Origin of the sequence: Rummeliibacillus sp. SL167 (assembly GCF_007896505.1) — a bacterium.
GTDB lineage: Bacteria > Bacillota > Bacilli > Bacillales_A > Planococcaceae > Rummeliibacillus > Rummeliibacillus suwonensis.
This window is the reverse complement of the sequence record NZ_VCBM01000001.1, coordinates 1981888-2007727: the sequence shown is the minus strand read 5'-3', so window position 1 is coordinate 2007727 and position 25840 is coordinate 1981888. Positions and strand designations below refer to the sequence as shown.

31 protein-coding genes are annotated in these 25840 nt (G+C 35.6%); 20 read left to right on the top strand and 11 right to left on the bottom strand.

Annotated elements, in window-relative coordinates; genetic code table 11:
• Nucleotides 1-1076: 1076 nt before the first annotated feature.
• Nucleotides 1077-1586 carry a VanZ family protein gene (locus tag FEZ13_RS09085; RefSeq protein ID WP_146549579.1) on the top strand — a complete coding sequence of 170 codons (510 nt, stop codon included), beginning with the start codon at nt 1077-1079 and terminating at the stop codon, nt 1584-1586.
• A gap of 143 nt (nt 1587-1729) precedes the next feature.
• On the opposite strand, the gene FEZ13_RS09080 is transcribed toward FEZ13_RS09085, so the two are convergent.
• The 4 genes from FEZ13_RS09080 to FEZ13_RS09065 all read right to left on the bottom strand — a co-directional run bounded on the left by FEZ13_RS09080 (nt 1730) and on the right by FEZ13_RS09065 (nt 4613).
• Entirely contained in the window at nt 1730-2548 is an 819-nt protein-coding gene (locus FEZ13_RS09080; protein WP_146549578.1) for a DsbA family protein, read from the bottom strand.
• Nucleotides 2545-2943 carry a globin domain-containing protein gene (locus FEZ13_RS09075; RefSeq protein ID WP_146549577.1) on the bottom strand — a complete coding sequence of 133 codons (399 nt, stop codon included), beginning with the start codon at nt 2941-2943 and terminating at the stop codon, nt 2545-2547. Before FEZ13_RS09075 ends, FEZ13_RS09080 begins: the two co-directional genes overlap by 4 nt.
• A gap of 203 nt (nt 2944-3146) precedes the next feature.
• Nucleotides 3147-4019, bottom strand: a complete 873-nt coding sequence (locus FEZ13_RS20315) for a lytic transglycosylase domain-containing protein (RefSeq protein ID WP_146549576.1) — start codon at nt 4017-4019, stop codon at nt 3147-3149.
• 9 nt (nt 4020-4028) lie between these two features.
• Entirely contained in the window at nt 4029-4613 is a 585-nt protein-coding gene (locus FEZ13_RS09065) for a CYTH domain-containing protein (RefSeq protein WP_146549575.1), read from the bottom strand.
• A 160-nt stretch (nt 4614-4773) separates the two neighbouring features.
• Here FEZ13_RS09065 and FEZ13_RS09060 point away from each other — a divergent pair, with 160 nt between their 5' ends.
• The 6 genes from FEZ13_RS09060 to FEZ13_RS09035 all read left to right on the top strand — a co-directional run bounded on the left by FEZ13_RS09060 (nt 4774) and on the right by FEZ13_RS09035 (nt 9856).
• Nucleotides 4774-5160: a UPF0738 family protein gene (locus tag FEZ13_RS09060; protein WP_146549574.1), complete on the top strand. Its 387-nt coding sequence runs from the start codon at nt 4774-4776 to the stop codon at nt 5158-5160.
• Between the two features lie 21 nt (nt 5161-5181).
• Entirely contained in the window at nt 5182-5862 is a 681-nt protein-coding gene (yjbM, locus tag FEZ13_RS09055; protein WP_146549573.1) for a GTP diphosphokinase, read from the top strand.
• Entirely contained in the window at nt 5859-6665 is an 807-nt protein-coding gene (locus FEZ13_RS09050) for an NAD kinase (protein ID WP_146549572.1), read from the top strand. The genes yjbM and FEZ13_RS09050 overlap by 4 nt, the downstream gene beginning before the upstream one ends.
• Nucleotides 6665-7564, top strand: coding sequence for an RluA family pseudouridine synthase (locus FEZ13_RS09045; protein WP_146549984.1), 900 nt, complete (start codon nt 6665-6667; stop codon nt 7562-7564). Before FEZ13_RS09050 ends, FEZ13_RS09045 begins: the two co-directional genes overlap by 1 nt.
• 510 nt (nt 7565-8074) lie before the next feature.
• Nucleotides 8075-9451: a magnesium transporter gene (mgtE, locus tag FEZ13_RS09040; RefSeq protein WP_146549571.1), complete on the top strand. Its 1377-nt coding sequence runs from the start codon at nt 8075-8077 to the stop codon at nt 9449-9451.
• Nucleotides 9452-9502: 51 nt separating this feature from the next.
• Nucleotides 9503-9856, top strand: a complete 354-nt coding sequence (locus tag FEZ13_RS09035; RefSeq protein WP_146549570.1) for a hypothetical protein — start codon at nt 9503-9505, stop codon at nt 9854-9856.
• 408 nt (nt 9857-10264) lie between these two features.
• Here the strand turns inward: FEZ13_RS09035 and FEZ13_RS09030 are convergent, their stop codons facing one another.
• Nucleotides 10265-10789, bottom strand: a complete 525-nt coding sequence (locus FEZ13_RS09030) for a CotY/CotZ family spore coat protein (RefSeq protein WP_146549569.1) — start codon at nt 10787-10789, stop codon at nt 10265-10267.
• A gap of 130 nt (nt 10790-10919) precedes the next feature.
• Here FEZ13_RS09030 and FEZ13_RS09025 point away from each other — a divergent pair, with 130 nt between their 5' ends.
• From FEZ13_RS09025 to FEZ13_RS08995, 7 genes are all read left to right on the top strand, one after another.
• Complete coding sequence (locus FEZ13_RS09025; protein ID WP_186725826.1) at nt 10920-11327, top strand: YhcN/YlaJ family sporulation lipoprotein; 408 nt, start codon at nt 10920-10922, stop codon at nt 11325-11327.
• Nucleotides 11327-11782: a stage V sporulation protein AC gene (spoVAC, locus tag FEZ13_RS09020; RefSeq protein ID WP_146549567.1), complete on the top strand. Its 456-nt coding sequence runs from the start codon at nt 11327-11329 to the stop codon at nt 11780-11782. The genes FEZ13_RS09025 and spoVAC overlap by 1 nt, the downstream gene beginning before the upstream one ends.
• The gene (locus FEZ13_RS09015; protein WP_146552789.1) at nt 11782-12786 is read left to right on the top strand and encodes a stage V sporulation protein AD; all 1005 of its coding nucleotides are present in this window, start codon (nt 11782-11784) and stop codon (nt 12784-12786) included. The genes spoVAC and FEZ13_RS09015 overlap by 1 nt, the downstream gene beginning before the upstream one ends.
• A gap of 9 nt (nt 12787-12795) precedes the next feature.
• Nucleotides 12796-13161 (top strand): stage V sporulation protein AE, encoded by a 366-nt coding sequence (spoVAE, locus tag FEZ13_RS09010; RefSeq protein WP_146552354.1) that lies wholly within the window; start codon nt 12796-12798, stop codon nt 13159-13161.
• Between the two features lie 65 nt (nt 13162-13226).
• Complete coding sequence (locus tag FEZ13_RS09005) at nt 13227-13376, top strand: YjcZ family sporulation protein (RefSeq protein ID WP_146552353.1); 150 nt, start codon at nt 13227-13229, stop codon at nt 13374-13376.
• Between the two features lie 12 nt (nt 13377-13388).
• Nucleotides 13389-13634 (top strand): stage VI sporulation protein F, encoded by a 246-nt coding sequence (locus FEZ13_RS09000; RefSeq protein WP_146549564.1) that lies wholly within the window; start codon nt 13389-13391, stop codon nt 13632-13634.
• Nucleotides 13635-13708: 74 nt separating this feature from the next.
• Nucleotides 13709-13993, top strand: a complete 285-nt coding sequence (locus FEZ13_RS08995) for a hypothetical protein (RefSeq protein ID WP_146552352.1) — start codon at nt 13709-13711, stop codon at nt 13991-13993.
• A 141-nt stretch (nt 13994-14134) separates the two neighbouring features.
• Here FEZ13_RS08995 and FEZ13_RS08990 read toward each other — a convergent pair whose 3' ends face one another.
• From FEZ13_RS08990 to FEZ13_RS08980, 3 genes are all read right to left on the bottom strand, one after another.
• Entirely contained in the window at nt 14135-14569 is a 435-nt protein-coding gene (locus tag FEZ13_RS08990) for a GNAT family N-acetyltransferase (protein ID WP_146552351.1), read from the bottom strand.
• Between the two features lie 3 nt (nt 14570-14572).
• Nucleotides 14573-15088, bottom strand: a complete 516-nt coding sequence (locus FEZ13_RS08985; RefSeq protein WP_146552350.1) for a YjcG family protein — start codon at nt 15086-15088, stop codon at nt 14573-14575.
• Nucleotides 15089-15168: 80 nt separating this feature from the next.
• The gene (locus tag FEZ13_RS08980; RefSeq protein ID WP_146552349.1) at nt 15169-15891 is read right to left on the bottom strand and encodes an alpha/beta hydrolase; all 723 of its coding nucleotides are present in this window, start codon (nt 15889-15891) and stop codon (nt 15169-15171) included.
• Between the two features lie 455 nt (nt 15892-16346).
• Here FEZ13_RS08980 and FEZ13_RS08975 point away from each other — a divergent pair, with 455 nt between their 5' ends.
• The 5 genes from FEZ13_RS08975 to FEZ13_RS08955 all read left to right on the top strand — a co-directional run bounded on the left by FEZ13_RS08975 (nt 16347) and on the right by FEZ13_RS08955 (nt 20581).
• Nucleotides 16347-16895, top strand: a complete 549-nt coding sequence (locus FEZ13_RS08975) for a phosphatidylglycerophosphatase A family protein (protein ID WP_146552348.1) — start codon at nt 16347-16349, stop codon at nt 16893-16895.
• A 163-nt stretch (nt 16896-17058) separates the two neighbouring features.
• Complete coding sequence (locus tag FEZ13_RS08970) at nt 17059-17853, top strand: thermonuclease family protein (RefSeq protein ID WP_186725825.1); 795 nt, start codon at nt 17059-17061, stop codon at nt 17851-17853.
• Nucleotides 17854-17936: 83 nt separating this feature from the next.
• On the top strand, nt 17937-18527 hold the full coding sequence (locus FEZ13_RS08965; protein WP_146552347.1) for a histidine phosphatase family protein: 591 nt from the start codon (nt 17937-17939) through the stop codon (nt 18525-18527).
• A 417-nt stretch (nt 18528-18944) separates the two neighbouring features.
• The gene (locus FEZ13_RS08960) at nt 18945-19565 is read left to right on the top strand and encodes a DUF47 domain-containing protein (protein WP_146549556.1); all 621 of its coding nucleotides are present in this window, start codon (nt 18945-18947) and stop codon (nt 19563-19565) included.
• A gap of 17 nt (nt 19566-19582) precedes the next feature.
• Nucleotides 19583-20581, top strand: a complete 999-nt coding sequence (locus tag FEZ13_RS08955) for an inorganic phosphate transporter (protein WP_146552346.1) — start codon at nt 19583-19585, stop codon at nt 20579-20581.
• Between the two features lie 447 nt (nt 20582-21028).
• On the opposite strand, the gene FEZ13_RS08950 is transcribed toward FEZ13_RS08955, so the two are convergent.
• Nucleotides 21029-21805 (bottom strand): hypothetical protein, encoded by a 777-nt coding sequence (locus FEZ13_RS08950; RefSeq protein WP_146552345.1) that lies wholly within the window; start codon nt 21803-21805, stop codon nt 21029-21031.
• A 664-nt stretch (nt 21806-22469) separates the two neighbouring features.
• On the opposite strand from FEZ13_RS08950, the gene FEZ13_RS08945 reads away from it, so the two are divergent.
• The gene (locus FEZ13_RS08945; RefSeq protein ID WP_146552344.1) at nt 22470-22682 is read left to right on the top strand and encodes a hypothetical protein; all 213 of its coding nucleotides are present in this window, start codon (nt 22470-22472) and stop codon (nt 22680-22682) included.
• Between the two features lie 401 nt (nt 22683-23083).
• Here the strand turns inward: FEZ13_RS08945 and FEZ13_RS08940 are convergent, their stop codons facing one another.
• Together FEZ13_RS08940 and FEZ13_RS19485 are read right to left on the bottom strand one after the other, a co-directional pair.
• On the bottom strand, nt 23084-25252 hold the full coding sequence (locus tag FEZ13_RS08940; protein WP_146552343.1) for a YhgE/Pip domain-containing protein: 2169 nt from the start codon (nt 25250-25252) through the stop codon (nt 23084-23086).
• A 351-nt stretch (nt 25253-25603) separates the two neighbouring features.
• Nucleotides 25604-25759 (bottom strand): hypothetical protein, encoded by a 156-nt coding sequence (locus FEZ13_RS19485; protein WP_186725824.1) that lies wholly within the window; start codon nt 25757-25759, stop codon nt 25604-25606.
• Nucleotides 25760-25840 lie beyond the last annotated feature (81 nt).

The following is a 25840-nucleotide window of genomic DNA, read 5'->3' as shown; positions in this document are numbered from 1 at the left end:
AGTCAATATAGTGAAAAGCCATGGCTCATAATGTGATAAATGGAAGCAGACCATCCCCCGCAGAATATAAATAATTCGAGGAAGATTTAGATTTGCCTGGCTTATTGTAGAGAAACGGATCAAGTTCAGTCCAGTGTCTTTTTTCTACACGAACAGGCAAAGTAAGCCACACCTACATCAAGACGTAAGTAACAAGCAGGAGAATAAGGAAAGAAAGGGGATCAACTGCCTATATAAGACCGATCGCTTTCAACTAATATCCAGTAGAGGATGAAAAAAAGACCTCACCGTGTGAAGTTTCAATTTGTCATACTTCTTAAAAGGTATGCTTTATATGTCGTCGATCAGAATATTTGATAGCAAAAATCGACATAATTCTAAAAAATAGTTCTATTTTTTCATGGGAATTTCATCCTGTAATTTATTATCATCGACATTTTCATGTCATCGTATACATAAAAAAATAGAAATTGAATTGTAAACGCTTACTATATGACAACTTTGTGAATATGAAGCTGAAACATTGATATGTAAACTTTTTCGTGCTAAAGTTTAGGTGTGAAATAAATCACAAACAAACATACACCCCTTTGTTTGAACGTGAACATTTCTCCCATCCCCTTTGTGAAAAGAAGTATCTCTTATAGAGGTACTTCTTTTATTTTTGTCAAAAAACAGCGAATACAACTGACATTATATGTCGATATAAGTCGAAAAGTTGTTCTGAAATATAAAGGAAAAGTGTGCAAAACGGTATCATTATAAAGTGAAACTGCCATCGGTATGAAACTTCTTACCACTTAATAAGGTTAAACATTTTAGGATAGCACAAAAATTTATCCTACAATAACACAGGCAAGCACGTCCTCGAATTCAAGATTCAAATAACAAGCAGCAGATAAGTGGAGACAATTGCTAATAGCCCAACTAAGACCCGGTGTGGCATGAAGAAAACCCTTCTCAGTGATGTTTCACTTGAGAGTTTTATAAAGGCTTCATATTTTTTTAAGAAATGCAGTGCTCAATTTTTAAGAATTGAATTATATGATTAAAACATCTTCAGAGGAGGTTTTTAGATGAAAAAATGGTTGAAAATTTTTTATTGGTTTATTTTAATATTTTATATAGTTTTACTAATCGATACAGTGTTTATCTCACGAGATCACTTAAGAAGTGTCAATCTCATTCCATTCGACTCCATAAAGGAATATGTAATGGTCGATAATGGATTTGGACACTATCGACTTGTCGATATGAACATTTGGGCAAATATTTTAATGTTTGTGCCAGCGGGAATATATACTATTCTTCATAATAAGAATAAATCGCTAGTGAAGAACCTTCTTTTGATTTTGTTGGGAAGCTTACTAATCGAAGTGATACAATATACCTTTGCATTAGGTGCAACGGATATTGATGATATTATTTTAAATGTGTTAGGAGGACTTATAGGCATATTCATCTATCTATTATGCAAAAAGATATTTCAGACAGAAGAAAAAACCAAATCAGCTATTGCTGTCCTCTCTTTCATTGTAGGACTGCCTGTATTCGTCATAACATTATTGTTAATATTGGTTAATTGAATAACTTAAAACCTAACTTTAATATGTTTTCTTTTAGCCATAAAAAAATCTCCCCTCAGATCCTATTTTTAATTGGTTGATCTGAGGGGATTGTATCATGTATGATATTTGTTATTTGAACTAAATCATTTAGTTTCGCTGCTTTATTTTAAACGCCAAAGTGATAATTCATCACAAATGACTCGATCTAGTTTTTGTTGGAGCATTTTTTTCTTGAGTTCGCGCTCGGCTGCATTCAGAGAAATATGATAAATAGCTGCAACTTCTTTTGTCGTTAATATATGATAGCGATGGAATAACTCCTCTACTGAAGGCGGTTGCTGACAAACTAGTTTTTCATCAAGTAATTCTTCTAGTATTTTTTCATAAACTTCATAGGAATAAGAACCACAAACTTTTAAACCTTCATCTTCTATATTTTCATTGAAGAATACAAAGCATGGGACTTCATCTATTTCCATTTCACGAGTAATACATAAATCGCTTTGAAAGGCACGAGTTGCTTCCATTGATAAAAAATCAGATTGGAATTCTTCTATGTCTAAATCGATTTCTTGTGCAATTTCTTGTAATATATTGCATTGACAAACATTTTTCGTCTTTAATAAAGCGTATTCCTGTAGTTTCATTAAATAACGATATCCTGCTTTTTTTCCTTGTAGTTCGGCCGCTTTGACAGCAATGGAAGGAAGTACAGGGTGAGAAACATCAACAAGTTCCTCACTCGATTCACAACTGTGAATTCGTTGACAAGCAGTATTTAGTGAATTCAATTCAGTGCTCAAAATAATTCGTAGTGAAAAATATTGACCATAATTTACCTGCAATTGGCGAATCAGTGATTGAAGCTCCCAACTACTCGGTGACAACAAATCCATAAAAACGTATAGCTCAATCGGTTTGCTTAAGGCAGTTGTCGATGATACAGCAGGCTTTTCGGCTAAATAGTAAATATTGTTCACTCTAAAACCTCCTCCTCATCTGGAGAGTTAATCATATGATGCGCTGTAAGGACAAGGCGTTGATAATATATGTCACGAAGTTTGCCTTCGAAACCTACCTCATCCATTGCTTCCGCCATACATTCTAACCAAGCTTGTGCACGTTCAGGAGTAACTTTAAAAGGCATATGACGAGCCTTTAGCATAGGATGCCCATGTTCTTCTGTATAAATATTCGGACCACCTAAATACTGTGTCTGAAATTGTTTTTGTTTACGAGCTGTTTCAGATAGATCATCTGGGAATATAGGCTTTAGCTTTGGATTTTTAGCAACTTTGGAATAGAAAATGTCAATCATTTTATAGAGTTTTTCTTTACCAATTTCCTCGTAAGGAATGATAGGTTTTTGCGTCATAGATGATTCTCCTTTGCTTTAGCTGTAATTCTATTTTATCAATCTCGCTGCATTTTCTCAAACAAATGACTCGCTCTCTACTTCAAATTTCATATTTTTTGATGAAAAAAGCCAATAATTGTCGCATTCTAAAGCCATTCATCAAATAAGGGATGGTTGAATAGTAGCGAAATTATTGGCATTTTGTCAAATGATATTTTAAATTATGCTTTGTATGTATTCATAATATTCGTGACGTAATTTTCGGTTTCTTTAAATGGTGGAATACCGCCATATTTTGTGACGTTACCAGGACCAGCATTATAGGCAGCTAGCATCAAATTATAGTTTCCACTAAATTTATCATACAGTTGTTTTAAATATTTAGTGCCACCCATAATATTCTGCTCAGCATCATACACGTTAGAAACACCTAAATATTGTGCTGTTCCAGGCATTAATTGCATCAAGCCGCCAGCACCAGCTGAGCTCGTTGCGTAATTATTAAAACCAGATTCTTGCTTAATAACAGATTTAATCATTTTTTCTGGAATGCCATATGTTTCTGATGCTTTTTTTATAATCGCATCATAATTCGTATTAGATGACACATTTGTAGAGCCAGCTTGTGGGTTTTGAAGATTGCTTACTGTTTGGCTGTAACGATTATCTAACCCATTCATAATAGAAGTAGGTATATAAACGGGTAAAGTTCCATTGTAATAAAGAGAGTTATTGGTGCTACTTGAAGCATTGCTTAAACCATTTAAAAGCTGACTATAATCAGTGGATGTCGCATTTTCATATCCAAGAGATTGACTATAGTTGCTTGAAGAATCATTGTTGAGCACGTTGCTATATGAACTATTTCCTAAAAGCTGCAATAAATAAGACGTATTATCACTTGATAGAGAATTCGTAAGTCCAAGCATTTGAGAGGCATCAGATGTACTAGATGATGAAGTCAACTGTGATAACATTTGAGCGAATAGGTCAGATGTTGAAGATGTAGAATTGCTTAGAGAACTAGTACCATTTGAATCCGTGCCTTGCAGTGATTGAAGTTGAGCTAATGTTTGTAACGATTGAATGTTCATCTATTGTCCTCATTTCTTATTGACTGTGCTCATAAAACGAGCAATTTTTTTATCAGCTGGTCTGCGTGGTATAGAATATTGTGTTAGAAAACTTTCAAAGATCGCCTTGCCCTCTTCTTCATTCGAAACCTCGTATTCTAACTCGTAATCATCCGTGTCCGCATAGTGTGAATGATCAAATACTAATAGACCACCTTCATATTCTATTTCGGCACGTTCTGTCAATAGTGTACCCAAAATTCGTAAATCGTTGGGATCTATTTTCAGTGACTGAAGTCTTTTGGATACTTCATTTGCATGAAAAACAGAATGACCGTCTAAAATAGATTGAACGTGGCTTTTTGAAAGTATATCAGTCGTTTCGATCAAACCAATCCCAGTTGCTGGCTCTTTTAGAGTGCATTCAAAACGATTTTGTACTTCTCGGATCCGTAAACCAGATTGTAATTTTTTAAGATCAAAATTTTGCGTATCAAAGTAATGGTTCGTTTGCGCATGAAAATTTTGATCTGTTATTTTAAAACAAGTGCAAAGATGTGTAAATTCCGCTTGTGTTAACATATTTTTAAATTCAATTTCTAATTGTTGGGTCATTTCAAGACACCCTTTCTACTTATGAATTATAAAGGAATTTTATAACAGATTGCAATGTAAAATAATGAATGAAAAGCCTGACAATGATCCAGAAAAATGGGGGGATTGGGTCAAGCCTATGATAAAATAGATAGCAGATTCACAGAAGGGAAGATTGACTTTGCGTAAAACTTATATAGTCGAAAAAGGTATATTAGAAGATTCACATATCTGCTTTGAGTTACAAAATCCAGTAAATGATTTAAAATGGCATGCGACAGGTCAAATGATCACGGATTCAGATGAAATGGCCTTTGTTTATTTAATGGATGAAGAAGATGGATATAGTTATGTGAAATTTCCACAATCAGTTTGGCCATTATTAGCCGAAACGTTACAATCAAAAGTCGCTCCTGTGTTAAAATGGGAAACTGGGAAGATTGAATTGTCCAACTTTCAGGATGAATTACAATCGCTTATCTATAATATTGAGGGTAACTATAATTATGGAAAGGTTTTTACAACCGCTGTTGAAGAAACCTTTGCAAAGCTATTGAGTGAAACCTAAATTTGTTAGGGGGGACTTATGATGGGACAATGGGATCGCTTTTTACAACCCTATAAGCAAGCAGTAGATGAACTAAAAATAAAGTTAAAAGGGATACGTACGCAATTTGAAAAATCAAACACGACATCACCGATTGAATTTGTGACTGGACGTGTAAAGCCCCTTGCGAGTATTTATGATAAGACATTAGAAAAGGGACTAGTTTTTGAACCATCAGATACACTTGCACATGAACTACAAGATATCGCTGGTGTTCGTATCATGTGTCAGTTTGTAGATGACATCCCAACTGTTATTGAATTATTAAGGCAAAGAAATGATTTACATATTATTGAAGAAAAAGATTACATCACAAATGTCAAGAAGAGTGGGTATCGTTCTTATCATATGATTATTGAGTATCCTGTTGGTACTATTCAAGGAGAGAAAACAATATTAGCAGAGATTCAAATTCGGACCCTTGCGATGAATTTCTGGGCATCAATCGAACATTCTTTAAATTATAAATACAAAGGCGTTTTTCCAGAGGAGATCAAAAATCGTCTGCAAAGTGCAGCAGAAGCGGCATTTAAACTTGATGAAGAAATGTCCGAAATCCGTGAAGAAATCAGGGAGGCACAGCAATATTTCACAGAGTTTAAGGAAGCATCAAAACCGAAAGTACGCCATGAGCATCAAAAAGGAGGTCAAGAGAGCATATGAGATTCGCTATCCAATCTCGCAATGATCCACAGTCAAATGAACTAATGGAGCGTGCGATTAATTATTTAACTAATTTTGGATTAGTAGTAGATGAGGAAAGACCGGAAATTGTCTTGTCTATTGGTGGTGACGGAACATTATTACACGCGTTCCATCGTTATACACATATGCTGTCTGAGGTTGCGTTTGTCGGCATCCATACGGGGCATTTAGGCTTCTATGCTGATTGGAAACCGAGTGAAATCGAAAAACTGGTTATTTCGATAGCAAAGGATGAATTTAAAGTTATTGAATATCCGCTTTTAGAGGTGACGATTAATTATCAAAATAGCGAGGAGTGCTATACTTATCTGGCTTTAAATGAGTCTACTGTTAAATCGCCTGAAGTGACTTTAGTGATGGACGTAGAGTTAAATGGCCGACCATTCGAACGATTCCGTGGTGATGGACTTTGTATATCCACACCATCTGGAAGTACAGCCTATAATAAAGCACTAGGTGGTGCGATTTTACATCCTTCCTTGCAGGCATTCCAACTAACGGAAATGGCTTCGATCAATAACCGCGTTTTTCGAACAGTCGGATCGTCGCTTGTTCTACCTGCTCATCATAAATGCATTTTAAAACCTGTCAAAGCAGAGGATTTTACAGTTACAGTGGATCACGTTCAATTGTTGCATAAAAATGTAAAGTCCATTCAATATCGTGTGGCAAAAGAGAAGATCCGCTTTGCTCGTTTTAAAGCTTTCCCATTCTGGCAACGTGTTCATGAATCTTTTATTGATAGTGATTTGAAAGAATGATGGAGGATTTACGATATCATTTAACCTTTACTGCCCAAAAGGATCAGCAGCTATTACGTGAGGCTTTGAGAGAAATAGGTATTTCCAAACGAGCACTAACAGCGATTAAATTTCAAGGTGGGGCATTATTGGTGAATGGAAAAGAACAAAATGTACGTCATTCTTTAGAGATAGGCGATGAGGTCACAGTCATTTTTCCTATAGAAGAAATAAGCGGTGGATTATTACCTGAAAGAGGAGAATTACTGATAAAGTATGAAGATGATGCATTGCTGATTGTGGACAAACCACCATATCAAAGTACCATTCCCTCGCATGACCATCCTACCGGCAGTATCGCCAATGTGGTAGTCGCTTATTTACAGGCACAAAAAGTAGCTTCTACCGTTCATGTAGTCACTAGATTGGATCGTAATACATCTGGATTAATGTGTATAGCCAAACATCGCCATGTTCATCATCTTATGAGCGAAGCACAAAAAAGACGTACGATTCACAGAACTTATGAAGCGCTGGTTCATGGGCATGTATTAGAAGATTTTCAGCAAATCGTCGCCCCCATTGGACGGAAGGATGGCAGTATCATTGAGAGAGAGGTACGCCAAGACGGACAGTTTGCTCATACGGATGTGCAAGTGCTGGATCGATATTGTATCCATGGTGAAAAAATAAGTCACGTAAAATTAACACTACATACGGGTCGTACGCATCAGATCCGCGTCCATATGTCTTTCATAGGGCATCCTTTATTGGGAGATGATTTATATGGAGGAAGCAGGAAATTGATAGACAGACAGGCTTTACATTGTGTAAAACTTGAACTCCAACATCCTCTGACTCACAAGGCTATGGTATGGAACAGTGAACTTCCTGAGGATATGCGACATATTATGATGTAAGGGAGTCCAAATTATAGAAGGCATTTTAGTGATTAATGCAGTTTTTCAATGCAATTGATAAAAATCCCTTATCTTTTGTTTGATGAATTAAAAAGCTAAATATTGGATTTAGTATGATTATTTTCAATGAATGAAATTCCATAAGGACGTTGTCTAAAAGAAGTTTTGGACAATGTCTTTTTTTCTCATTGTCTAGGAAAGATCAGGTATGTTGATTATCCAGTTTAATCCACAAAAATAGGGAGATTCGTTGATTTCCGCTCCGGCTCGCATGACTCATGCGGGCGAACGCTGAGGATAACAGGATGTTGGTCACGGAGTTGTTGCCACAGGATGTGGTGTTCTTATATTAGAAAATTAAGGAAATCCAATTTGAGTATATAGAACATCTCGTGTTACTATTAAATTTGTTCCGCGAAATTTGCAAAAAATAATTGTCCTTATTGAATGTTCGAATTATTATAATAAGGTGTTATGTAAAGAAAAACAGTCGAGAGGAGGGGACAATGCATGAAAGACGAAACAATGGAAAAAGATGAAGTTCAATTTAACGAGGAGCATTTACGATGGTTATTACAAAACGAAGCTCCAACAACTTTTAGAGATGAATATTTGGCGCTTCATCCGTACGATCAGGCACAGTTTTATGAGAAGGTGGGACCTGACATACGACAGGTTATCTATCAGTATTTGTCCCCAAAAGAGATGGCAGAGATTTTTGAAGCTCTTGAACTGGATGATAACGAATATAAAGGTTTCTTAGAAGAAATGGCGCCGGCATATGCTGCTAAAATGATCGCAGAGATGTATACGGATGATGCGGTCGATGTCTTAAATGAATTAGATAAAGATCAAATTAGTCATTTCCTTCAAATAATGGACAATGAATCTGCACAGGAAATTAGAGATTTGCTGCATTATGAAGAATATACTGCGGGATCTATTATGACGACAGAGTATGTCGCTATCCCTGAAAATTCAACGGTACGTTCTGCTATGACCATATTACGCAATGCAGCTCCTGATGCAGAAACGATTTACTATATTTTTGTGGTGGATAACACAAACCATTTAACAGGTGTTATCTCATTACGAGATCTCATTATTGCTGAAGAAGACACGCTGATCCGAGATATTATGAATGAACGTGTTGTGAGTGTAAATGTAACGGATGACCAAGAAGATGTTGCTCAAATTATGAAAGATTATAATTTCTTGGCAGTTCCAGTCATTAATTCGAAAAATGAAATGTTGGGGATTATTACCGTCGACGATATTATTGATGTCATCGATGAAGAAGCATCTGAAGACTATTCTAAATTAGCAGGGGTTTCTGATATGGACAGTCTTGATACGAATCCATTTGCAGCGGCAAAGAAAAGATTGCCCTGGCTAGTCGTTCTTTTATTTTTAGGAATGTTAACAGCTAATTTAGTAGATTTGTTTACGGGTACACTTGAAAAAGTGGCATTACTTGCAGCGTTTATCCCGTTAATAGGTGGTACGTCAGGTAATAGTGGAACACAGGCATTAGCAGTAGCTGTTCGAGGCATTGCCACAGGGGATGTTGAAGAGCAAAGCAAGTTGCAAATGATGTTTAGAGAACTGATCACAGGTCTTATTATGGGACTCGTTTGTGGTGCCATTGCGCTTGGGATTGTTTACTTTTGGCAACATACATTCTTATTAGGTTTATTAGTTGGCGTGGCCATTTGCTGTTCTATTGTAGTGGCTACTCTGGCAGGTTCTTTTATTCCATTATTGATGCATCGTTTAAATATTGATCCTGCCGTTGCATCAGGTCCGTTTATCACGACTTTAAACGATATCACAAGTATATTGATCTACCTTGGCATTGCTACAGCCTTTATTAATCATCTAATGTGAACCAATTTCGCCAATTTCGCATAGTATGAAAATAAAAAAGGATGTGTAAATGTGGGAAATCGCCCACTTCTTTTCGTTAAAAGTCCACCAGCTTATTTTAAAGAAATTGAAGAAAATATTGAATCATTGGAGGATGTATCAGAAAGTAAGCCTGTATTAGAAGAAGATGTTGAGTTACGAAAACGAAAAGAAAAGCTGTTGTTCTTATCGAATCCATTTCAGCAGAAAGCTTATCAACCGCTTGTATTTGTTATAAACGATGGGCAAGAAATTTCAGGAGAGGTTTATAAAGTCAATGTTGAAACGCAGGAAGTGATGATTAGGACAGCTAATAATGTCGTTCATCCCATTGCTATCGCTAAAATAAAAGATTTGCTTTGGCGTGGAAGATCATTTTTTAAATAGGGAAGCTCAGGTATATGGATGGTTTTCCAAAGGGTGCTAGCACGTAAAATGCAAATGTTGTTACACCAGCTTTGTTGATGAATACCTATTTCATATACGAATAGGTTATGTCATGATGGATCAATAAATTGGATAGTGCCCTATATTATAGGAAAAAAGCGAGTTTCAGATGTTCTTATTCTGAACTCGTTTTTTTGCTATATGGCTAAAAGATAGTTGAGCCTGTATCCACTGTGCCAGCACGCTAAAAGCATACAGAACAACGAGCACTGATGTTATCTTTCAACATTATCTATAAAATGGGAGTGAAATTTAGATAAATGGGTTAATCTAAGAAGAAGAGATTGGCTGAAATGAATATCAACCAATCACTTCTACATTCCGACGCTGCCTCACCTTAAGATCATCTTAGCAAACATTTAAATCTACGTCAGCAATACATTGCACGGCGCAGAAGCAATTTAAATCTACTGTAATACAACTATTTGTACGATTAAAGTTTCTTACTTTACAAAGTTTGTGCAAATCCACATCTGTTCCTTTTTCATTTAGAATGTCAACTTCAGCTCTGTTTCTGTCTAATGGCTCTAGTACACGTAGAGTAGCACAGCAGCCATCAAATACATCTTCCACTCGGAAGTATACAGAAAAACATCTACAATCTGTTCCTGTGTTACCAATAAGATCTCTAAAGAAAGCTTTAAATGGTGTTCCGTCTTTTGTTAGAAGCATGAATACGCGAGTATCTGCGTTTGTTCTAGTTGGATTTACTAAGCCCCCAAGTGGTTCTAAAAAACAATTAGTAGGACAATCACAATCGTCAGTAGCCCCTTGTGTTTGGATGTCTAAAATAGCACGTACAACATCACATACACAGTTTTTAGAATTGATTGGACTTACTCCTGAACTTTCTTCTTTTCCACAACAGCCCATCAATTTCACCTCCTCTTTTTAACTCTCTATACCATATGAGTTTAATAATTATAGAGTCGGGCTGTTGTCACTAGCTTGAATATTTTTATCTAAAAAGCAACATACTAATTCCAAAAAGGATGAGATGTACATGAAAAAAGGGCTTCTATTGCTAGTGACCCTGATACTGGTAGGCTGTAATAATGGACAAACGTCTTTTTTTACAACCAATAAAGACAGTTCACATAAGGATCAGCGCCAAGAAATAGAGCAAATCGTCAAGGATGATCAACATATAAAAAGAGTCACTGCTCTGTTGACAGATAATGCTGCCATTGTGGGGATAGAAGTAAAACCATTCTCGAAATGGAAAAAGCGACAATACGAAAAGGAATGGCAGAAAGAAATTGAAAAGGCTTTACCCCAAAAAGATGTTTTAGTGAGTACAGATTTGAAAATTATGATCGAAACGGATAAGTTAGCCAAAAAACAAATGGGTGAGAAAGAGCTAGATAAGAAAATCAAAGAGCTTAAAGAGCTATCTGAGGAGGAAACCTAATGGATGCAAAACAATACGATCATTTACAACAATCACTTTCACCGAAACCATCGATCTTGAAGAATTGTCTAAAAGCTTTTCTAGTTGGAGGTATCATTTGCACAATTGGTCAGCTTATTACATTCTTTTATATTACTTATTTTAATTTCACGGAGAAAACAGCAGGGAATCCAACAGTTGCTACTATTATTTTCTTAACTATGCTATTGACGGGATTTGGCGTTTACAAAAAAATTGGACAATTTGCTGGAGCGGGTTCAGCTGTACCTGTAACCGGATTTGGTAATTCCGTTATTTCTGCGGCCATTGAACATAAAACAGAAGGCTTTGTTTTAGGAGTCGGAGGGAATATTTTTAAATTAGCTGGTTCGGTTATTGTATTTGGTGTTACAGCTGCTTTTGTAGTAGCGCTTGTAAAGCTCATTTTAGTGACAATGGGGGTAGCGAATTGGTAATGGATCAAGGTGTTATATATTTTCCTTCAAAACCAGCAATTATTGCATCAGGTGTTGTAGCTGGACCAGTGGAAAAAAAGAGTGTATTTGCAAAAGATTTCGATAAGTTTTATGACGATGAAAGAGCAGAAGAGGATAGCAATGAAAAAGGCCATCAAACAATGGCCGAACAAGCATGTCAAATTGCCCTACAAAAGGCAAAGATAAAACAAAACGATGTAGATTTTTTAATGAGTGGAGATCTAGTCAATCAGATGACACCTTCTAATTTTGCAGCAGCAACTTTGCAAATACCCTATATTGGACTGTTTTCTGCTTGTGCGACTGCCGTATCAAGTGTTATTATTGCGTCTTTATTAACAGAATTAGGTGGGAGCCGTTATGCGTTAGCTGGAGCGGGTAGTCAACATAATTCAGTTGAACGACAGTTTCGCTATCCGGTTGAATATGGAGGCCAAAAACCAGGTACTGCACAATGGACGGTGACAGCTGCTGGCTATGTGTTAATCGCAAAAGGACAGATGAATAGTCCTGTTGTAGAGGCAGCTACAGTCGGTAAGGTAATTGATTTGCAACAAACAGATCCATTTCATATGGGGGCAGCGATGGCTCCAGCAGCATGTGATACGATTACTCGTCATCTAAAGGGAAGAGGACAAAAATTATCGGATTATGATTTGATCATGACCGGAGATCTCGGTAAAATAGGGCTTCCTATTTTAAAAGAAATGCTGATAAAAGAAGGTATGGCGAAGCAAGATGTGCAAAAAATAAGGGATGCTGGTGCAGAATATTATGGCGATGATGAGTCCTTTCTAGCGGGTGCTAGCGGTGCTGGTTGCTCTGCGTCTGTTTTTTTTAGCTACATTTTGAAGCAATTAAATGAAAAGAAAATGGCGCGTGTACTTGCCATTGCAACGGGTGCATTGCTTTCTCCATTAACTGTACAACAGAATGAATCAATTCCATGTACTGCACATGCAGTTGAAATTTCAATGAAATGAGGAATAAAAATGCTTTCTTCTTTAATAATGGCTTTTATTGTCGGTGGTTTGATCTGTGTAATCGGACAATTACTAATGGATATCGGTAAACTGACTCCTGCACATACTTTAACGATTTTGGTTGTGGCGGGTGCTATATTAGATGGCTTTGATCTCTATGAACCACTTATTGATTTTGCAGGAGCAGGGGCAACAATTCCCATTACATCTTTTGGCAATTCATTAACACATGGAGCAATAGCCGAGGCAGAAAAACATGGCTGGATTGGTGTTTTAACAGGTATGTTTGAAGTGACAAGTTCAGGTATTAGTGCGGCCATTTTGTTTGGTATGATCGGTGCATTAATTTTTCATTCAAAAGGACAGCACCCTTAGTTAAAAGCCCGATTCTTCTTTTCACCTCCGCATAAGATAGGGGAGAAAAGAGAGGAGGGATTGCAATGTCAGGATGGGGAGGATACGGTTGTGGATATCCATCTGGCGGCTACGGCGGCGGCTATGGTGGCGGTGGCTACGGCGGTTCAACATTCATTTTGATCGTTGTATTATTCATCTTGTTAATTATTGTTGGCACTAGCTTTATTTACTAAGGAGGCGTTTAGATGAATCCATCTTTTTTTCGAAGAATCGAAGAGAAAACAGGAGTTCCAATGGAAGAAGTCTTTGCGCTAGCTAATGCTATTCAAAATGCCAATTTTCAAGATGCACGACAAGTTCGTAAAATTGTTCGCAAAGTTGCCAAACTCGCAAATAAGCCAGTAACAAAAGAGCTAGAAGAACAGATTGTGGCGTCTATTCTTAAAAATGGAGAATCCTTAGACCTAAATAAAATTCAAAAAATGATATAATTCAAATCATTTCCCTGTAATAACGAATGCTGTTTATGCATATAAGTAAAAGTATATTACAGGGGGTGATTCAGGTGGGTTATATTTTACCGTTTCCTAATTTACAATCATATCAATATATGATGCGTTTATTGCAAAAGGAAGAACGTTTTTCATATATTCACCAAATTCAACATGTCAAACAGCAAAGTCATTTTGGTGAAGAATGGAGAAGAAAAAATAAAAATGCTGAGATAAAATTTCGGAAGCAATTGAACGTAAAGAAACACTATTTAAATAAATCCCCTCATAATTCTTCCGATGATTTGAAAGTTGCGAATATTACGGGTAAAGGATTGTACTTTGACTTTTATATATAGATGAGACAGTTATATTGTGAGCTTGATCTTGCATGCGATCAATTATGGATGGCAATGGACGAACTAGCTTGTAGTAGAATTTACTTCCATGTAAAGAGCTACGATGTATTATGATTTTCTTCATAATATATCGTAGCTTTTTTAAGCATCAAAAGTTTTTTCCATCGCACGGTAAGGAATTCCGGCATCTAAAAATTCCGGAGAAGTGATGTAATAGTTTTGTTTTTCGTAAAACGGAATAGCATGAGTTTGCGCATTTAGTTTGACCTTTTTAATGTGAGACCCTTGAATATATTGTTCAAGATTCTGCATCATTAAAACACCGATTTGCTTTCTGCGAAAAGGGGGCAATACACAAACTCGGTCAACAGTGGCTGTATGGTCCTCTAGGAAGCGAACCCGCCCCGCAGCGATTGGCTGTTTCTCAAAGTAAGCAACAAAATGTGTAGCAATTTCATCATATTCATCTTTTTCTAAAGGAAGAGGAATGCCTAGCTCTTTGACGAAAACTTCTTCTCGAACGAAGAAGGCATCTTGTAATTCTTTTTCAGTTTCAACAATTTTTGCGAATACCAATGACTATACTTCTCCCGTTAGTCGATATGTTTCATAAACTGTCCAAGAGCCATCCTCAAGTTGATATAATAAATGAATACGATTGATGCTTTCACTAAAGTCAACGTTTGTCATACGTAATTGTCCGAAAATATCGTCATGTTCACCAGAGCTCATATCTTGCGCAATGGTAATATGAGGAACAAATTTGTATTCGGCTTTTCCGCCTAATGGATCTTTGTGCAATGCGTCATGTAAATCTAAAAGTTCCTCTGTGGGATCAATTTTTAAATAAATGGCATTATTTACAGGTGCAAATGAATTGATTTTTGATACATGAATCTTAAGAGGACTAAAATGATTGCAAATCTCTTTAACAGCTTCTGAAATACTGTCAATTTGTGAATCCTTTACTTCAGTTACACTTTTTAATGTGATATGTGGTGTAATTTTAGTATAATGAGAGTCGTATCTTTTACGATAAGAATTTGCAAAGTCTTGAAGTTGCTTAGAAGGGAAAGCAACAATACCATATTTCATTATGGATGACCTCCTTGGAGTTAATTGTTCTCAATTTTCAGTATAGCAGAAAAATTTATTCGTGGGATGATATTGCCATTTTATAGGTCAAATTTTTGCTTAATGGCTCTTTTTAAATCGGGTTGCCAATATTTCCAGGAATGCTGACCATCAAACTCTTCATAAAAAGTAGTGATCCCTTTTTCCAAAAATAATTCATGAAGTTTACGATTGGGTGTCAGAAAATCTTTGATCGTCTTACTTGTTGTCATTACTTGGGTTTCACCGAGTCCTACAACATGATAGACAGAAAATGCATGTGGATTTTTCACTTTACGAACTTTGTTTAATACAGCATCGTCAACATAAGGTGATTGTAAAATAACTTTACCGAAAATGTTGGGATAAGCGATTGCTGCAAGCAAAGAAACAGTTGCTGCTTGTGAATCTCCGATAAGCGCACGCCCCATACCCATTTGATAAGTTGAATAATATTTGTCTATATATGGCACAAGTTCATGCGCCAAAAAGCGTAAATAGGCTTCATGTAAATCTCCGTTTGGCAAGTATTTTCGTCTGCGATCTTCAATACTTTTATAAGGTACACCAACAATGATTAGATTTTCAATTTCTCCATTTGCTAAATATTCATCGGCAACACGGCTTATCCGGCCTAGTTGAAAATAGTCTTTGCCATCTGAGGCGATTAATAATGAATATTTATAAAGCGGAGAATAGTTTGCTGGGAGATAAATCAGTAACTCCAATGTTTCTTGCAATGCTTCACTATAAAATTCTAAATCCCTAATCGTACCTTGTTCCACATCGAGCACTCCTTTAATATGACTTCATTTTATAATCCTTTTATTTTCATTTAACCATTCAATCATTTGGATAATATCCTAGCATTCGTTTAGTATGCTACTTTAGATAGCGCTTTCTGCGGGCAACTGTTTAGTCTCCTCGGAAACTCATATTGGATCTTACTGTGAGTTCTCTTCTGTCTCGTTTTTCCACAGAAATTTGAATAAGCTTCACTGACTAGACACAGCGTGAAGGGAATGCGTATGCATTTTGAGGAATTGCCATCTTTCACTTCATATAGATGATGTTTTAATCGTTATGGTAGTTAACAATGATCTCTATTGCATGTTTGGGTTTTATCAATGTTTTGAATGATGAAATCGATTTATGTGTATGTAGGGAAATTGTAACATATGAATTTGGAAAGGTATAATGGTAGATAGACTGAATTATTTAGCAGAAATGAGGTTTATCCATGTACAATGAAAAAATAAAATCAGTGTCTTCAGATATTGTAGCGAAAGCGGCAAAAGATGCACTAAAACGTCGAGGTGTAACAATCAATGATATTGCAGAAATTGTCTATGAAATGCAATATCCTTATAATAATGGTTTAACGATAAAACATTGTATAGGATCTGTTGAACGTGTTTTAAATAAAAGAGAAGTCCAACATGCACTTCTTGTTGGAGTTGAATTAGATGAGTTAGCAGAGAAAGGGATGCTGTCCCAACCATTGCAACAGCTGATCGAATCTGATGAAAGTCTATTCGGGGTTGATGAAACTTTAGCAATAGGATCCGTTCTAACGTATGGCAGTATTGCTGTCACAACATATGGTCATTTAGACAAAAAGAAAACAGGTATCATCCAACGACTTGATGCAAGGAGCGGACAAAATGTGCATACATTTTTAGATGATTTGGTGGGCAGTATTGCAGCATCAGCGGCTTCTCGATTGGCTCATCGTATCCGTGATCTAGAAGAAGCGGGCGAAATAATTACGGATAAAGAAACAATCTAGCAATGACCAATTCTCACCTATTCAGATCCGAATCCCATTGTGAAGTCAGATTGAAAGTGTTTCGGTAACTTTCGCTTGGTTGAGCTACAAAATGGGAGAAGGATCTGGTATGTTGAATGGGATAACAAAAGAAATAAATAAGTAAAGAATGATGGTGACAGAATTGAAAATATGGATAATGGTACTATGCAGCATTGCTGTGGTGATTCTAGCAGGTTGTACATTAGAGGATACATCCCAAAACACAAAGGATTCAAATCTAGAAAAAGTGGAAGTTATTAGCGTAATGGATGGTGATACGATAAAAGTAAAAGATAAAGGTGAAATAAAAAAAGTACGCTATTTATTAGTAGATGCGCCTGAAATGTATCATAAAACATTAGGAGAACAACCTTTTGGACGTGAAGCGCAAGCTCGAAATCGGGAAATATTAAATCATGCAAAAAATGTTACATTGGAATTTGATGTTGGAGATAAAGAAGACAAGTATGGTCGTTTACTGGCCTATGTTTATGCAGATGGCAAAAGTGTGCAAGAGCAATTGATTCGTGAAGGACTTGTTCGCGTTGGGTACATTTATGAGCCTAATACCAAACACGTAAATGAGTATAAGGAGATCCAAGAAAAAGCCGAAAGCGAGAAAAAAGGCATCTGGCAATATGATGGCTATGTCACAGATAGAGGTTTTGTAAAAGCGGCTGTCAAAAATTGGCGTCCTGGTGAAGACTCAACAAAGGGGATTTCAACCAATACATCTTCTACTACAAAACAATCTCAAAAGGATCATACAAATACTCAGCCAGGGGCGGCATGCAATATCAAAGGAAATATCAATGATAAGGGTAAAAAAATATATCATCTACCTGGTATGAATAATTATGATGCGGTCAAAGCGGAAAAGGTTTTCTGTACAGAAGAAGAAGCACAAAAAGCAGGTTTTATAAAAGCGGCTGGATAATATTAAAAATCTCCATGAAGATATAGAATGTCTTTCAATTATTATGGTACGATGGTACACATAGTTAATAAGGGGGTGTATATATGACAAAAATATATATTGTACGTCATGGCGAAACGGATTGGAATCGTGAAGGCAGACTTCAAGGTGGAAGGAATACAGCATTAAACAAAAGAGGAGAAAAACAAGCGATTGCATGTAGAAGTTATTTTGAAAAAATAAAATGTGATGCAATATTTACAAGTACCTTGAATAGGGCATCCCATACAGCAACTATTATGAATGAAACATTACAGTTGCCATTTCATGCTTTAAAGGAATTTGCTGAGCGCACATATGGTGAAGCCGAAGGGATGACTTATGAAGAAAGGAGAAGGGCATATCCTCATAAGGAATATCCAAATCAAGAAACCGTAGAAGAATTGAAAAAAAGGATAGTCAGTGGATTACAAATGATCGACAATCGATATTCTGATGGAAGCGTGATTTTAGTGACGCATGGTGCTGTTATACATACACTTTTTACGATGGTAGAAAATGCTTCGATTTTCCCTCAAAGTGTTCGTCTATCAAATGGCGGTGTCAGTACTATTTACAACGCTGACGGAAAATGGTGGTTAGATAAGTATAATGAAATTCACCATTTGAACAATCATTCGGATGGAATCATTTAGTTATTCTAAAAGATTTCGTCAATCATGAAAAGCAAAAGAGTATCATTCAGTCGATCTGAATGGTACCTTTTTTACTTTTCAAACCTTTTCTTTTGTAAATTGAACTCTTTCATAAATAGTTTGAAGAGGGAAAGGTGAACTTGACATGTGCATGTATGTCTGAAAGAGCTTTAGTACTAGAAAATCAAGCAAAATTCCATCAAAATATTCTTTTTACATTAATTTCGGACCATAAATACAAGAATTTTTTCTAAAAAAGTGCATGTTTTTTTCAATTTTGTGAACGCTAATATTACAGAATTGTAAATCTTGCGTTAATTAGTGTAAATTTTCGAGAATTTTTGTGAATTTATTGTTAAGATATTTTTTGCGTTTAGAACGACAAATTTAGACACTAACTTTTTTCGGGAGGAATTTATGTTTAGTCGAAAAAAAGAAGATCCATTCTTCGAAATATTACAAAAAATTTCAGTCAACGTTCAAGAGGCAGTACATTATGTCAATGACTTTCAAATTCATAATTTAGAGGATTTACACAAAATTAGTACGCGGATGAAGAGATATGAAACAGATGGTGATTCACTTATTCATGAATTAATTGTCATGCTTAATAAGTCGTTTATGACGCCTATTGAAAGAGAAGATATTCTTGCTTTAGCAAATAGTATGGATGATGTTCTTGACGGTATGGAAGAATGTGTCGCACATTTTGATATGTTTGCATTAACAGAGACGAATCAGTCTGTGACTACATTTGTTGGGTATATTGTCAAAAGTGCAGATGAAGTTGTAAAAGCAATGGAGAAATTAGCAAATAAAAATTTACCTAGCATGCGCGAAAATGCTATTTTAATAAAAGATTACGAAAGTAAATGTGATGAAGTCTTACGTACTTCCATCAAGCAATTGTTCTTACATGAAAAAGATCCAATCCGTATTATTCAATTAAGAGATATTTATGAACAACTAGAAGAAATTGCAGATGATTGTCAAAACGTGGCGAACACGATGGAAACAATTATTATGCGTAATGTTTAAGGAGCGAAAAATAACGAATGGATTCAATAGTTATATTAACCGTATTAGTCGTCATTTTCGCACTTATTTTTGATTTTATTAATGGTTTTCATGATACAGCTAATGCTATTGCAACGTCCGTTTCAACAAGAGCTTTACCACCTAAAATAGCGGTGATAATGGCAGCGGCTATGAACTTTATAGGGGCTATTACTTTTACTGGTGTAGCAAAAGCCATTACAAAAGATATTGTAGATCCTTTCGCTTTATCGAACGGTTCACTTGTCATTTTAGCGGCATTGATCGCTGCGATTATTTGGAATTTGCTGACTTGGTATTACGGCATCCCATCTAGTTCTTCACATGCAATTATCGGTTCTATAGCAGGCGCAGCTATTGCAGCAGCAGGATTTGATATCTTGAATTATAGTGGCTTTATCAAAATTTTAGAAGCTTTACTATTATCTCCATTTATCGCTATTTTAGCTGGCTTTTTAGTGATGTCACTATTTAAAGTGATATTCAAAAAAGCGAGTCTTTATAAGACAAATAAGGGTATAAGGCTTTTACAAATTTGTACGGCAGCACTTCAATCCTTTACGCATGGTACGAATGATGCGCAAAAGGCTATGGGGATCATTACGATGGCATTAATTGCTGCTGGCTGGCAAGCCGGTGGAGATATTCCATTATGGGTACGTATAGCAGCAGCTACTGCTATGGGATTGGGAACTTCAATTGGTGGTTATAAAATCATCAAAACAGTAGGTGGCAAGATTATGAAGTTACGTCCTATAAATGGTGCGGCATCTGATTTAGCGTCAGCATCTGTTATTTTCGGTGCAACATTAATTCACTTGCCTGTTAGTACCACACATGTCATCTCTTCAGCGATTATGGGTGTAGGATCTGCTCAGCGCGTAAAAGGCGTTAAATGGGGCGTAGCACGTAAAATCGTCATCACTTGGATCATTACAATGCCGATAGCTGCGATTTTAGCAGCAATATGTTACTTTATGTTAGATTTGATATTCTAATATTCGTTTTAAAACTGTCGATTAGCTTATAGCTTTTGACAGTTTTTTGTTTGATTTAAATGGAGCGGCTTTATAAAGGATAATCATGGTTTTTGATCAAAAGCTATTTGTAAAACTAAAAAATTATATTCTTTTCATATTTTCATATAAAGTATTTTATGGTATTATTTTCTTGCTTGACTATGAGATTATTATTGAATGATTGAAATTAAAGGGACTTAGAATCATCTAAGTTCCTTTAATTAGTCACATATAAATACATATGATAGAGACAGGATGATTATATTGAAATTCAAATTGGTGATTCATGAATTAAAACATCTCTATTTTTGACCTATGATTTTAATGAAGTGTTGATTGGTGCCTATGTATGCTAGTAGAAAGCCGCCAAGTGTTTCAGCTAACACCCTGTAGAGGGGGAAACCCTCTATTAGGTGAAGTTTCAATCTATAATGTTTCAGTAGTATTTTCTTCTTTTGATGTTGTATCTTCTGAGCTGTTTTCCGAATCAGTCGTTGTGTTATTGGCTATTTGATATTGTGTTAGAGCTGCTGAGGCGTTAAGCGATGACCATAGACTACTATTTGTATTGCTAGAGCTCAATGAACTCATAATCTGGTTATTTAATAACTCTAGATTTGTGTTTACCTTTTGTAAACGACTATAGGCTAAACTTGAGTCCCCCTCCTCATCCACTTCGCTTTGCAATAGCTTAGATTGATTTTCTAAATTGGTTTTAGCCGTTGTTAACATTTTTAATTGTGTTAATGCTGAAGTTTGTTCGAATAGACTTGATAGATCATCATAAGAATTAGAATTTGTTACACTATCACTTGTTAAATAGGAATTTACATTTGAAGAACTTTCTTGTTCTAGAAGAGCCGATGCCAATTGTTCATTGATGTCATCTAATTGTTCTTGTAATGATTTTAACTGAGAAGTTGTATCTTCCGTCTGAGAATCACTATTCACAAGTTCATACTTTTGTTGGAGTATCTCTGTTCTTTTGTTCAATAATGATTCCACAGTGCTTGTAGATGATGATGAATCTGACAATAGGCTTGCTAAATCACTAATAGAAGTAGAGTCAGTACTTCCTAAACTTGATAATAAGGAACTATAGTCATCTGAATTACTGGAAGTAGATGTTGTTGAAGTACTAGAAGTGTTATTCAGCCAATCAATAGCTGAAGACGATAATAATGAATTGATATTAATAGACATAAAAATCCCTCCATAAATAATGATTAGGTATTATGTATCAAATGCCTCAACCTTATGTTAAATAAGGAATATGTCAGGAATATGTCAAAATCAAAATGAAAGCCATTTTAGGAATGTTTTTGGAAAAAAGAAGGGTAAGAGGAATTAAGACAAAATAAAAAAGCAGGCGCTCATCTTGCCTGCTCATAAAAAAGAACGCTCGGCAATCCGTGCCGTTTATGGTGTTCTTTTCGTGATTATTTACAAGTAAATAATCACATAGGTTTGGCACCCAAAATATCATTATACAGGGAATTATAAAAAAGGCAAGTCTTTTTGAAATAAAAAAATGATCATGGAGTGCAACATAGTAAAAAATCTTTGCGGAAAAGTATGATTTTGATTATAATAATTTAATAGATTTTGAAAGAGCCTTTTCTTCAAAAATATGCTCCAAATTATATAAAAATTACTCTGGAACAACAGGAATCCTCCACTATAAGACTCCAGTCACAAGCAGTAGGAAAGATGGGGAATGAGGAGCAAGCAATTTGTTTACGAAAAGTGTTGACTTGCGGGAGAATAGATATGAACAATATGCTTTTTATCAGAATCTATGAATCGTTATTATTATTTATCCCGCTTTAACGGGCAGTAAGACACCCATCTTAAGATTTAGAGAGAGTTGAGAAAGATAGATAGGGGATCAACTGCCCGTAAAAGTCCGATTGGTTGGGGCGGGCAGGATGTTGGTCACTCAGGTGTTGCCACAGGACGTGGCGTTCTTCACTTCCGTTCCTCTATTTCAGTGGGGGATGAAGAAAACCTCCACGGATGGAGCTTCACTTTATACGGTTATAAACATATTATTAGGAAACATATTTTAAAGGTTTCATAAAATAGAGTATTGCAGATGACAAGGAAGTGAAATTAGATGGCAATAGAAATTATTTCAATCATTGCTATGATGATTCTGAACACAACAGTTTTTAGTATTTTGGGCGATACAGAATATTAAAAAACAAAAGCCTTGCACAAAATTCTATTGTGCAAGGCTTTTGTCTGAGATTATTGAGTCTTACTTATGTAAGAATCCTAGTTAATCATAATTTTCTATTTTACAAATGTCAATATATCCTTGAAATTATTTTAAAAATGAAAGCGACTACATCCTTTAGTGTAGTCGCTTTTTCCATGTTTTCAAGGAGAGGGATTGACTGTTTCAGTGGTATCTATGATCAACGTAAAGACGTTCACTTATACGCAGCAACAAACATGATGAAACAATGGAACAGAGCTTTAATGAAAAAGCCCAGATTTCCTAGATTTTTGTAACATTTTTTGAGTTAAATCACGAAGCTGCTTTTTAAAAATACCACCGAACAGTAAAAAGAATAGTAAAACAAGAGACAAGAAAAGAATATCAATGATTACTTTATACCAAATAATTCCTCCCAGCGTTTCTCGTATCAATGAAATAGCATAGGTAAAAGGGAGATAGGGATTAATGTATTGGAAAAACTTTGGTAGTAATTCGATTGGATATGTTCCACCTGAACCGGCAATCTGTAAAACAAGTAGCACAATTGATAGCGCTTTTCCTACGTCTCCAAAAACGGAGACAAGTGTATAAACAATGGTCATAAAAACAAGGCTTATAAACAAACAGAATAGGATGAACCAAATAGGGGATTTTGCTGATACATTCAAAATAAAAAGATCTCCTAACACAATGATAGCCGTTTGAAAGAGTCCGATTGTACAGAAAGTAAGAAGCTTTCCAAAGTAAACTTCTCGAATTTCATAATGCTCATCTTCTTTTGTATCGACTGCTAACAAAGAAATAAGTAAAAGACAGCCGACCCATATGGCTAATACTGAGTAAAACGGAGTCATCCCTGTACCATAATTTTCAATTGGGAAAACTCGATGCTCATTCATTTGAATAGGTTCCTCAAAAAATGATTTTTCAGCAGTAGGATTATTCATAAGGAGCTGGATAATACTTTTTAAATCTGTCTCTTTTTCAAAACTACGAATTTGATCTGCTAATCGATGCACGCGATCATTTATTTGTGGGTATTCCCCGATAATAATTTCCATTCCTTTTTTCGTATCATTTATGAAGCTGCTTGCATTATTTAGAATGTTCTCTACCTTAGGGATTGTTCCTTGAACCGTAGTAAGAATACTTTTGGCTTCTGTCAATGTTTGTTGTACTTTGTTGATTTGTGAATAAATGGTTGGTTCAATGGTTTCTTGATATTCATTTGTAAAACGATCTAACCCAACAGATATGTTAGATGACAGCTGTTGTAGTTGTTGAAGAAAATTGGTTATTTTGCCTTCTTTATTGTTAAGAGATTGATCAAAATCACGTCCATTTGCTTGTGCTTGATTTAATATATTTTGAATGGCGTCTGTTTGGCTGATAGCCCTGTCTAAAATTTGAATATCTGTAGTCATATTATTCTCTGCATTGAATTGTTTCAATGATAGCAAAAGTTGTTGAATGTTTGAAATTTTATTGGTGGCATTCGTTACATTCTGATTCAATTGATTTTTTACCAATTCTATATCTGTAAAACTAATGGGTGATTGTTGGAGCTGTGTTAGTAGATCATTCGTATCTGAAGCAATCTGTTTGACAGTTTGTATGTCTTTTTTCACCTGAGGGCTAATGGTGTTTAGTGTACTTTCCGCTTGATTGATAAAAGTAAGGGTATTGTTAACCGTAGTTAATCCCTCTGAGGTCAATGCCTTTGCTTGGGGTACACTTTGTTTGGCGTATTGAATAATTTGACTAGCTTCATCCACATCGTGATATGCAGTCTTTAATTTGTTATAAATGGTTGGCAAATCTTTTTCAAGGGTAAAAACGAAATCCTCGAATTTTTCAATATCAGGTAAATCTTGTTGCATCGTAATGCCGATGCGATTAAAAATATCAAAAATAGTTCCATTGACAATACCGATAAACTGACTACTCATGGAATCGACTAGAACACTAGCGCCCTTGCTCGTAATCTTAGGAGCAATCGAATTAATCTTTTCGTTGACATAATATTTAAGTTGAGCTTTTTGAGGGTAATCTGTTACAACGGTTGCTAAATCCTGAGAAAAATTGGGAGGAATAATGATAACAGAAAAATAATCACCGTTTTCTAGGTGACTGAGCGCTTTTTTTTGATCGGTAAATTGCCAGTTCATATCATGGTTATTTTTTAGTTCATGAACTAATTCATCTCCAGCATTAAAAGTATGGCCTTGTACTGTTGCACCACTATCTTCGTTGACAATCCCTACTGGAATTTGGTTTGTCTGGCTATAAGGATCCCAGGAGGCAGCAATATTTAGCCATGCATATAGAGATGGTAAAATAATAAGACCTAATATTATAATGGCGGATACCCAGTTTGTACCGATATTTTTTAAATCTTCTAAGTAAATTCTCCAGCCATTTTTCATAAGTACACCACCTTTCGATATGGATAAAAGTATGGACCGTTTTGAAAGGGGAAATAGTATGCTAAAAGGTGTTCTGTTCTATTATTTTTTTAGATACATGAATCAATTTCATCTGCATTCTGCATTATGAAATTGATTCACATATGTTAATTTTGTTAAAAAATACTGATAAATTAGCATTCGACCAATTTGTTGCGTTTTCAAAGAGCAAGAATACAAGCCAGTAAAAAGTTTGTGTGAGCGATGCAACTTGTACTCCTTGCCCATAAAGGGGATAGTTGATTTTTGCCATATAAGAATAGATAAAGGATTGTTTGCCAATCCTATATTTGAACCACTATAAAGATTTTATTACTGTGATAAGCCTTCATCATTATTATCCATTTCATTAAAATGACGTAAATACAAAAATTCCTCATCCTCTAATTCCTGTTGACGATCTAAAGCAATACCAATTGACAAATCTCCAGTAAAGAGTGATTCCCACCAAGTTTCTGTTTTTAACATGATCTGTTCTCCCTTCGCGAGTAGAATTCAAAATTCACAAATGGTACAATTTGAAAAAGACAGTACGTGCTGGCAAATCAA

What these genes read in the sequence shown, in the direction of transcription:
- FEZ13_RS09085 (WP_146549579.1), top strand. Translation starts at nt 1,077, where the DNA reads ATGAAAAAATGGTTGAAAATTTTTTATTGGTTTATTTTAATATTTTAT.
- FEZ13_RS09075 (WP_146549577.1), bottom strand. Translation starts at nt 2,943, where the DNA reads ATGACGCAAAAACCTATCATTCCTTACGAGGAAATTGGTAAAGAAAAA.
- FEZ13_RS20315 (WP_146549576.1), bottom strand. Translation starts at nt 4,019, where the DNA reads ATGAACATTCAATCGTTACAAACATTAGCTCAACTTCAATCACTGCAA.
- FEZ13_RS09065 (WP_146549575.1), bottom strand. Translation starts at nt 4,613, where the DNA reads ATGACCCAACAATTAGAAATTGAATTTAAAAATATGTTAACACAAGCG.
- yjbM (WP_146549573.1), top strand. Translation starts at nt 5,182, where the DNA reads ATGGGACAATGGGATCGCTTTTTACAACCCTATAAGCAAGCAGTAGAT.
- FEZ13_RS09050 (WP_146549572.1), top strand. Translation starts at nt 5,859, where the DNA reads ATGAGATTCGCTATCCAATCTCGCAATGATCCACAGTCAAATGAACTA.
- FEZ13_RS09045 (WP_146549984.1), top strand. Translation starts at nt 6,665, where the DNA reads ATGGAGGATTTACGATATCATTTAACCTTTACTGCCCAAAAGGATCAG.
- mgtE (WP_146549571.1), top strand. Translation starts at nt 8,075, where the DNA reads ATGAAAGACGAAACAATGGAAAAAGATGAAGTTCAATTTAACGAGGAG.
- FEZ13_RS09030 (WP_146549569.1), bottom strand. Translation starts at nt 10,789, where the DNA reads ATGGGCTGTTGTGGAAAAGAAGAAAGTTCAGGAGTAAGTCCAATCAAT.
- FEZ13_RS09025 (WP_186725826.1), top strand. Translation starts at nt 10,920, where the DNA reads ATGAAAAAAGGGCTTCTATTGCTAGTGACCCTGATACTGGTAGGCTGT.
- spoVAC (WP_146549567.1), top strand. Translation starts at nt 11,327, where the DNA reads ATGGATGCAAAACAATACGATCATTTACAACAATCACTTTCACCGAAA.
- FEZ13_RS09015 (WP_146552789.1), top strand. Translation starts at nt 11,782, where the DNA reads ATGGATCAAGGTGTTATATATTTTCCTTCAAAACCAGCAATTATTGCA.
- spoVAE (WP_146552354.1), top strand. Translation starts at nt 12,796, where the DNA reads ATGCTTTCTTCTTTAATAATGGCTTTTATTGTCGGTGGTTTGATCTGT.
- FEZ13_RS09005 (WP_146552353.1), top strand. Translation starts at nt 13,227, where the DNA reads ATGTCAGGATGGGGAGGATACGGTTGTGGATATCCATCTGGCGGCTAC.
- FEZ13_RS09000 (WP_146549564.1), top strand. Translation starts at nt 13,389, where the DNA reads ATGAATCCATCTTTTTTTCGAAGAATCGAAGAGAAAACAGGAGTTCCA.
- FEZ13_RS08985 (WP_146552350.1), bottom strand. Translation starts at nt 15,088, where the DNA reads ATGAAATATGGTATTGTTGCTTTCCCTTCTAAGCAACTTCAAGACTTT.
- FEZ13_RS08975 (WP_146552348.1), top strand. Translation starts at nt 16,347, where the DNA reads ATGTACAATGAAAAAATAAAATCAGTGTCTTCAGATATTGTAGCGAAA.
- FEZ13_RS08965 (WP_146552347.1), top strand. Translation starts at nt 17,937, where the DNA reads ATGACAAAAATATATATTGTACGTCATGGCGAAACGGATTGGAATCGT.
- FEZ13_RS08960 (WP_146549556.1), top strand. Translation starts at nt 18,945, where the DNA reads ATGTTTAGTCGAAAAAAAGAAGATCCATTCTTCGAAATATTACAAAAA.
- FEZ13_RS08955 (WP_146552346.1), top strand. Translation starts at nt 19,583, where the DNA reads ATGGATTCAATAGTTATATTAACCGTATTAGTCGTCATTTTCGCACTT.
- FEZ13_RS08950 (WP_146552345.1), bottom strand. Translation starts at nt 21,805, where the DNA reads ATGTCTATTAATATCAATTCATTATTATCGTCTTCAGCTATTGATTGG.
- FEZ13_RS08940 (WP_146552343.1), bottom strand. Translation starts at nt 25,252, where the DNA reads ATGAAAAATGGCTGGAGAATTTACTTAGAAGATTTAAAAAATATCGGT.
- FEZ13_RS19485 (WP_186725824.1), bottom strand. Translation starts at nt 25,759, where the DNA reads ATGTTAAAAACAGAAACTTGGTGGGAATCACTCTTTACTGGAGATTTG.